This window comes from Streptomyces apricus (genome assembly GCF_008369065.1).
Classification (GTDB): Bacteria; Actinomycetota; Actinomycetes; order Streptomycetales; family Streptomycetaceae; genus Streptomyces; species Streptomyces apricus.
Map to the genome: position 1 here is coordinate 1 of NZ_VDFC01000063.1, position 5,681 is coordinate 5,681.

The following is a 5,681-nucleotide window of genomic DNA, read 5'->3' on the forward strand; positions in this document are numbered from 1 at the left end:
CCCCAGCAGCACCAGCAGCCCGGCGAGCCGGGTTACCCGCCGCCCCAGAGCTGGCAGGCCCAGCCCGCGGCGCAGCAGCCTGGACAGCCCCAGCCCGGTGCGCCCTTCCAGCAGCCTCCGGCCGCGCCCGCCCCGGGGCAGCCGTTCCAGCCGGGTGCCCCCTACCAGCCCCCGCAGCAGGACCAGGGCGGCCAGGACTCCCAGGGGCAGGCTCCCCAGCCCCAGCCGGGACCGGCTCCGCAGACCCCGCCGTCCCAGCCGCCGCACGCGTAACCCGTAGGCGTAACTCCTACGCGTAGCCCATACGCGTAACCCGCACGACCGCCCCCGGTCGTCGGTCCGGCCAGGACATGGCGAGGGCCCGCCCCGTACCCCACGGCGCGGGCCCTCGGCATGTCCTGGTCGGACCTCGTGCATGCGGCGCCGTCAGCCTCCGACCAGGTCTCCTTCACCGGTCTGGACCAATGACCGTGAAATCCGGGTCAACTCGTTATTTCCGCAGGCCACATGGGGTTCGCGGGCCGTTGACGCACGCCGACCGGCGCTGATAGACACTCACATCACCCGGCCCAGGCCACCGGATCCGGTGGTCGGCGGCCCAGCCCTGCGCGAGTGAGACGTGAGGTCGGCGAGCCATGGACGCACAGGACCAGTACGGCACGGGGGGTGCCGTCCGCCGTCTCTTCCTGGTCGCGGGCGCCGCCGCCCTCACCCTCACGGTCGGTCTCGTGACCCCCCTCAACCCGGCGCCGCAGCGGGCCGAGGCGGAGAACGGCAAGCGGGTCCTGACGGTCGCGGTGGCGCAGAGCGTCGACTCGCTGAGTCCGTTCCTCGCGGCGCGGCTGGTCAGTACGAGCATCCACCGGCTGACGTACGAGTACCTGACCAACTACGACCCGAAGGACAACCACGCCGTCCCGGGCCTCGCCACCGCGTGGAAGCCGTCCGCCGACAAGCTGACCTGGACCTACACGATCCGCGACGACTCGACGTGGTCGGACGGCAAGCGGGTCACCGCCGAGGACGCGGCCTGGACGTTCACCACGATGATGACCGACGAGGGCGCGGCCACCGCGAACGGCAGCTTCGTCGCGAACTTCGAGAAGGTCACCGCGCCGAGCCCCACGAAACTGGTCATCGAGCTGAAGAAACCGCAGGCCACCATGGCCGCGCTGGACGTGCCGATCGTGCCCAAGCACGTCTGGGAGAAGGTCGGCGACTTCTCGAAGTTCAACAACGACAAGAAGTTCCCCGTCGTCGGCAACGGGCCGTTCGTCCTGACGGACTACAAGACCGACAGCTACGTACGGCTGAAGCCCAACAAGTCGTTCTGGCGCGGGGCCCCGAAGTTCGACGAGCTGGTCTTCAAGTACTACAAGGACGGTGACGCGGCGGTCGCGGCCCTGCAGAAGGGCGAGGTGTCGTTCGTGTCCGGCCTGACGCCCGCGCAGGCCGCCGCGCTGAAGAGCCGGCAGGACGTCCGCGTCAACGACGCGCCGGGCCGCCGCTTCTACGCGCTCGCCACCAACCCGGGAGCCCGGGCGAAGAACGGCGAGCGGTTCGGCGACGGCCACGAGTCGCTGCTGCACCAGAAGGTCCGCCGGGCGCTGTTCATGGCCGTGGACCGCCGGACCGTCGTCGACAAGGTCTTCCAGGGCCACGCGGTGGAGGGCGAGGGCTACATCCCGCCGCGCTTCCCGGAGTACTCCTGGAAACCGGGGCAGGACCAGCGGATCACGTACGACCCGGCCGGGGCGGCCCGGTTGCTCGACGAGGCCGGCTACCGGAAGAACGGCGACGGCAGGCGTGTCGGCAAGGACGGGAAGCCGATCACCTACCGCGTCCTGTGCCACGCCACGGACCCGCAGGACAAGGCGGTCGGGCAGTACCTGAAGGAGTGGTTCGGCGACCTGGGCATCGGTGTGTCGCTCGACTGCCGGGACAACGTGAGCGATCCGTGGCTCGCGGGCGAGTACGACCTCGCCTTCGACGGCTGGTCCGTCAACCCCGACCCCGACTTCGTCCTCTCCATCCACACCTGCGGGGCGCTCCCGGCGACGCCGGAGGACACCGGCGCGACCGACAACTTCATCTGCGACAAGAAGTACGACGCGCTGTACGAGCGGCAGCTCGCCGAGTACGACGCCACCAGAAGGGCGGACATCGTCAAGCGGATGGAGTCGCGGCTGTACGACACCGGGTACATGAACGTCATGGCGTACCCGAACGCGGTGGAGGCCTACCGCACGGACCAGATCGCGTCGATCACGACGATGCCCGAGGCCGCGGGCAACATCTACGGCCAGGACGGCTACTGGAGCTGGTGGTCGGCGACCCCGGCCGCCTCGGACGGGTCCTCCGGCGGCTCGGCCCAGACCGGCGTCATCATCGGCATCGTCGCGGGCGTCGTGGTCCTCGCGGGCCTCGGGGTGTTCTTCGCGGTGCGGCGCCGCGCCACCACCGAGGACCGTGAGTAGCCCCCGTGACCCGTGACCCGGCCGTGGCCGCTGGAGCGGCACCCCCGCCCGACGACCGCCGGGCACGGGTACGCGGCACCGCGTACCCCCGGTACGTGGCCGGGAAGCTGGGCGGCGCGGCCGTCTCGCTGCTCGCCGTCCTGGTCACCAGCTTCTTCCTCTTCCGGCTGATCCCCGGCGACCCGGTGAAGTTCATGACCGGCGGACGTCAGGTGTCCGCCGAGCAACTCGCCGCGTACCGGAGGGAGTTCGGACTCGACCTGCCGCTGTGGGAGCAGTTCACGGACTACTGCGGCAAGGCGCTCACCGGCGACCTGGGCACCTCGTACCAGTTCCGGGCGCCGGTCGTCGACAGGATCGGCGAGGCGCTGCCGAACACGCTGCTGCTCACCGGCACGTCGTTCGTCCTCTACACGGTGATCGGCGTCGTCCTCGGCACCCGGGCCGCCTGGCGCCACGGGGGCCCCGGCGACCGCTTCCACACCGGTCTGGCGCTGGTCCTCTACTCGATCCCGTCGTTCTGGCTGGGGCTGCTGCTGATCATCGTCTTCTCGGTGGGGGCCGGGCCGGTCCCGGGCCTCTTCCCGACGGGCGGCATGGAGTCCGGCGGCGAGGAGGGGTTCGCGTACGTCCTCGACGTCGCCCACCACCTCGTCCTGCCCGTGGTGACGCTGGTGGCGGTCGAGTACGGGCAGACGCTGCTGGTGGCGCGCTCGGCGCTGCTCGACGAGATGGGCGGCGACTACCTGACGACCGCGCGGGCCAAGGGCCTGCGGGACGTCCTCGTGCGCCGCCGCCACGCGGTGCCGAACGCGCTGCTGCCGACGATGACGCTGGTCTTCATCAACCTCGGCCGGACCGTCGCCGGTGTCATCCTCGTCGAGACGGTGTTCTCCTGGCCCGGTCTCGGCGGGCTCTTCTACCAGGCGCTGAGCGTGCCCGACCTCCCCCTGGTGCAGGGGCTGTTCTTCGCGTTCGCCGCCGCGGTGATCGTGATGAACACCCTCGCCGACCTGCTCCATCCGCTGCTCGACCCGAGGGTGGGCCGATGACGACGAAGGACCCCGACGAGCCGGCGGCCTCCCGGCCGGTCCCGGCTGCCTCCCGGCCGGTCCCGGCGGAGGCCGGTCCCCGCGCCCTCGCCCGGCGGCGCCGGCGCGCCTCCGCCGCCCGCTTCTGGGCGCGCTACCGCACCCACCGCTCCGGCCTGTTCGGCCTAGGCGCGCTCGCGCTCTTCGCCCTGGTCGCGCTCACCGCACCGCTGACCGTCGGTTCCGGCGTGCAGAGCGTGACGGACGCGCCGGGCCGGCCGATGGAGAGCCCGAGTGCCGAATTTCCCCTGGGGACCGACCAGTTCGGGCGCAGTCTGCTCGGGCTCGTGGTGTGGGGGGCGCGGGTGTCCCTGCTGGTGGGTCTTCTCGCGGCCGTGCTGTCGGTCGCGATCGGCACGCTCATCGGCATCACCGCGGGCCACTTCCGCGGCTGGTTCGCGACGCTGATGATGCGGATCACGGACTGGTTCCTGGTCATGCCGACGCTGGTCCTCGCGATCGTGCTCGCCACCGTGCTGTCCCGCTCGCTGGGCACGGTCGTCCTGGCGATCGGCGTCACGACCTGGCCGACGACGGCACGGCTGGTGCGCGCACAGACCCTGGCCGTGGAGGCCCGCCCGTACATCGAACGCGCCAGGGCGCTCGGCGGCGGCCACTGGCACGTGATGTCCCGGCACGTGCTGCCCAACGTCATGCCGCTGGTGCTGGCGCAGACGACCCTGATCATCTCGTCCGCGATCCTCGCCGAGGCGACGCTCGCCTTCCTCGGTCTCGGCGACCCGACGGTCGTCTCCTGGGGCGGACTGCTCCAGGACGCGCGGGAGGCGGGCGCGGTGAGCGCCGGGAAGTGGTGGTACCTGGTGCCGCCGGGCCTCGCGATCGCCGTCGTGGCCCTCGCCTTCACGCTGTGCGGCCGCGCCGTGGAGTCCGTCCTCAACCCCCGGCTGGGGGTGGCCCGTTGAGCACACGGGCCGCGGGATCTCCACCCGCCGCAGGACCTCCGCCCGCCGCGGAGCACCTGCTGGACGTACGCGGCCTGGAGGTGACGTACGCCGGCGGGGCGGCCGCCGTGCGCGGTGTGGACCTCACTGTGGACGCGGGCCAGAAGGTAGGCATCGCGGGCGAGTCCGGCTGCGGCAAGTCCACGCTGGCGCTCGCGCTGCTGCGGCTGCTGCCCGCCGGGACCCGGGTGGGCGGGCAGGTCCTCCTCGACGGGGAGGACGTCCTGGCCAGGCAGGTCCTCCTCGACGGGGAGGACGTCCTGGCCATGCGGTGGGGGCGGGTACGGGCGGTCCGCTGGGCCGGCGCCTCCATCGTCTTCCAGGGCGCGATGCACGCGCTGAACGCCGTGCACCGCGTCGGGGACCAGATCGCCGAGCCGGTCCTGCTGCACCGCAAGGCCACCGCGGCGGAGGCGCGACGGCGGACCGGCGAGCTCCTGGAGCAGGTGGGCCTCCCGGCGGCGCGGGCGTCCGCGTACCCGCACGAGCTGTCCGGCGGGCAGCGCCAGCGCGTGATGATCGCCATGGCGCTGGCCTGCGATCCCCGGCTGGTCGTCGCGGACGAACCGACGACCGCGCTCGACGTGATGGTCCAGGCGCAGATCCTGCGGCTCGTCCAGCGGCTCGTCGCGGAGCAGGGGGTGGGCCTGATCATGATCAGCCACGATCTGGCGGTGCTGGCCGACACCTGCGACCGGCTCGCGGTGATGTACGCGGGGCGGGTGGTCGAGGAGGGGCCGGCCCGGCAGGTGTACGAGGACGCCCGGCACCCGTACGGGCGGGCGCTGTCGGCGGCCTTCCCGCGGATCGGGGACGCCGGGTCGCGGTTCGCGCCGCGCGGACTGCCCGGCGATCCGCCCGATCCGTCGGCGCTGCCGTCCGGCTGCGCGTTCCACCCGCGGTGCGCGGTGGCGCTGGACGCGTGCGCCGTCGAGGACCAGGTGCTGCGGCGGGCCGCCCCGGACCACCGGGCGGCCTGCGTGCACGCGGGGAGCGCTCCGTGAGGGGGAAGGGGCACTGCGGGAGGGGCAGTGCGGGAGAGCCGCCGCAGGAGGAGCGCTTCGGGGCAGCGCCGCACGAAAAGTGCTTCGGGAGCACCGCCGCGCGAGAAGTACTTCAGGAGTCGCGCCGTACGAGGAGGACCTCGGGAG

The 5,681-nt window shown here is 72.5% G+C and carries 5 protein-coding genes; 4 read left to right on the forward strand and 1 reads right to left on the reverse strand.

All coding sequences use genetic code 11. The features are described 5' to 3' along the window. The coding region (locus tag FGF04_RS32915) for a hypothetical protein (RefSeq protein ID WP_223146425.1) at positions 1-267 on the reverse strand (267 nt) is incomplete at its 3' end. A 368-nt stretch (positions 268-635) separates the two neighbouring features. On the opposite strand from FGF04_RS32915, the gene FGF04_RS32920 reads away from it, so the two are divergent. The 4 genes from FGF04_RS32920 to FGF04_RS32935 are packed head-to-tail and all read left to right on the forward strand — an operon-like array spanning position 636 to position 5,534. After that, positions 636-2,477 (forward strand): ABC transporter substrate-binding protein, encoded by a 1,842-nt coding sequence (locus FGF04_RS32920; RefSeq protein WP_149515053.1) that lies wholly within the window; start codon positions 636-638, stop codon positions 2,475-2,477. Between the two features lie 23 nt (positions 2,478-2,500). Next, the gene (locus FGF04_RS32925; RefSeq protein ID WP_149515062.1) at positions 2,501-3,529 is read left to right on the forward strand and encodes an ABC transporter permease; all 1,029 of its coding nucleotides are present in this window, start codon (positions 2,501-2,503) and stop codon (positions 3,527-3,529) included. Next, positions 3,526-4,491 (forward strand): ABC transporter permease, encoded by a 966-nt coding sequence (locus FGF04_RS32930; RefSeq protein ID WP_149515054.1) that lies wholly within the window; start codon positions 3,526-3,528, stop codon positions 4,489-4,491. Before FGF04_RS32925 ends, FGF04_RS32930 begins: the two co-directional genes overlap by 4 nt. Then, entirely contained in the window at positions 4,488-5,534 is a 1,047-nt protein-coding gene (locus tag FGF04_RS32935; RefSeq protein ID WP_235882620.1) for an ABC transporter ATP-binding protein, read from the forward strand. The genes FGF04_RS32930 and FGF04_RS32935 overlap by 4 nt, the downstream gene beginning before the upstream one ends. Positions 5,535-5,681: the final 147 nt, after the last annotated feature.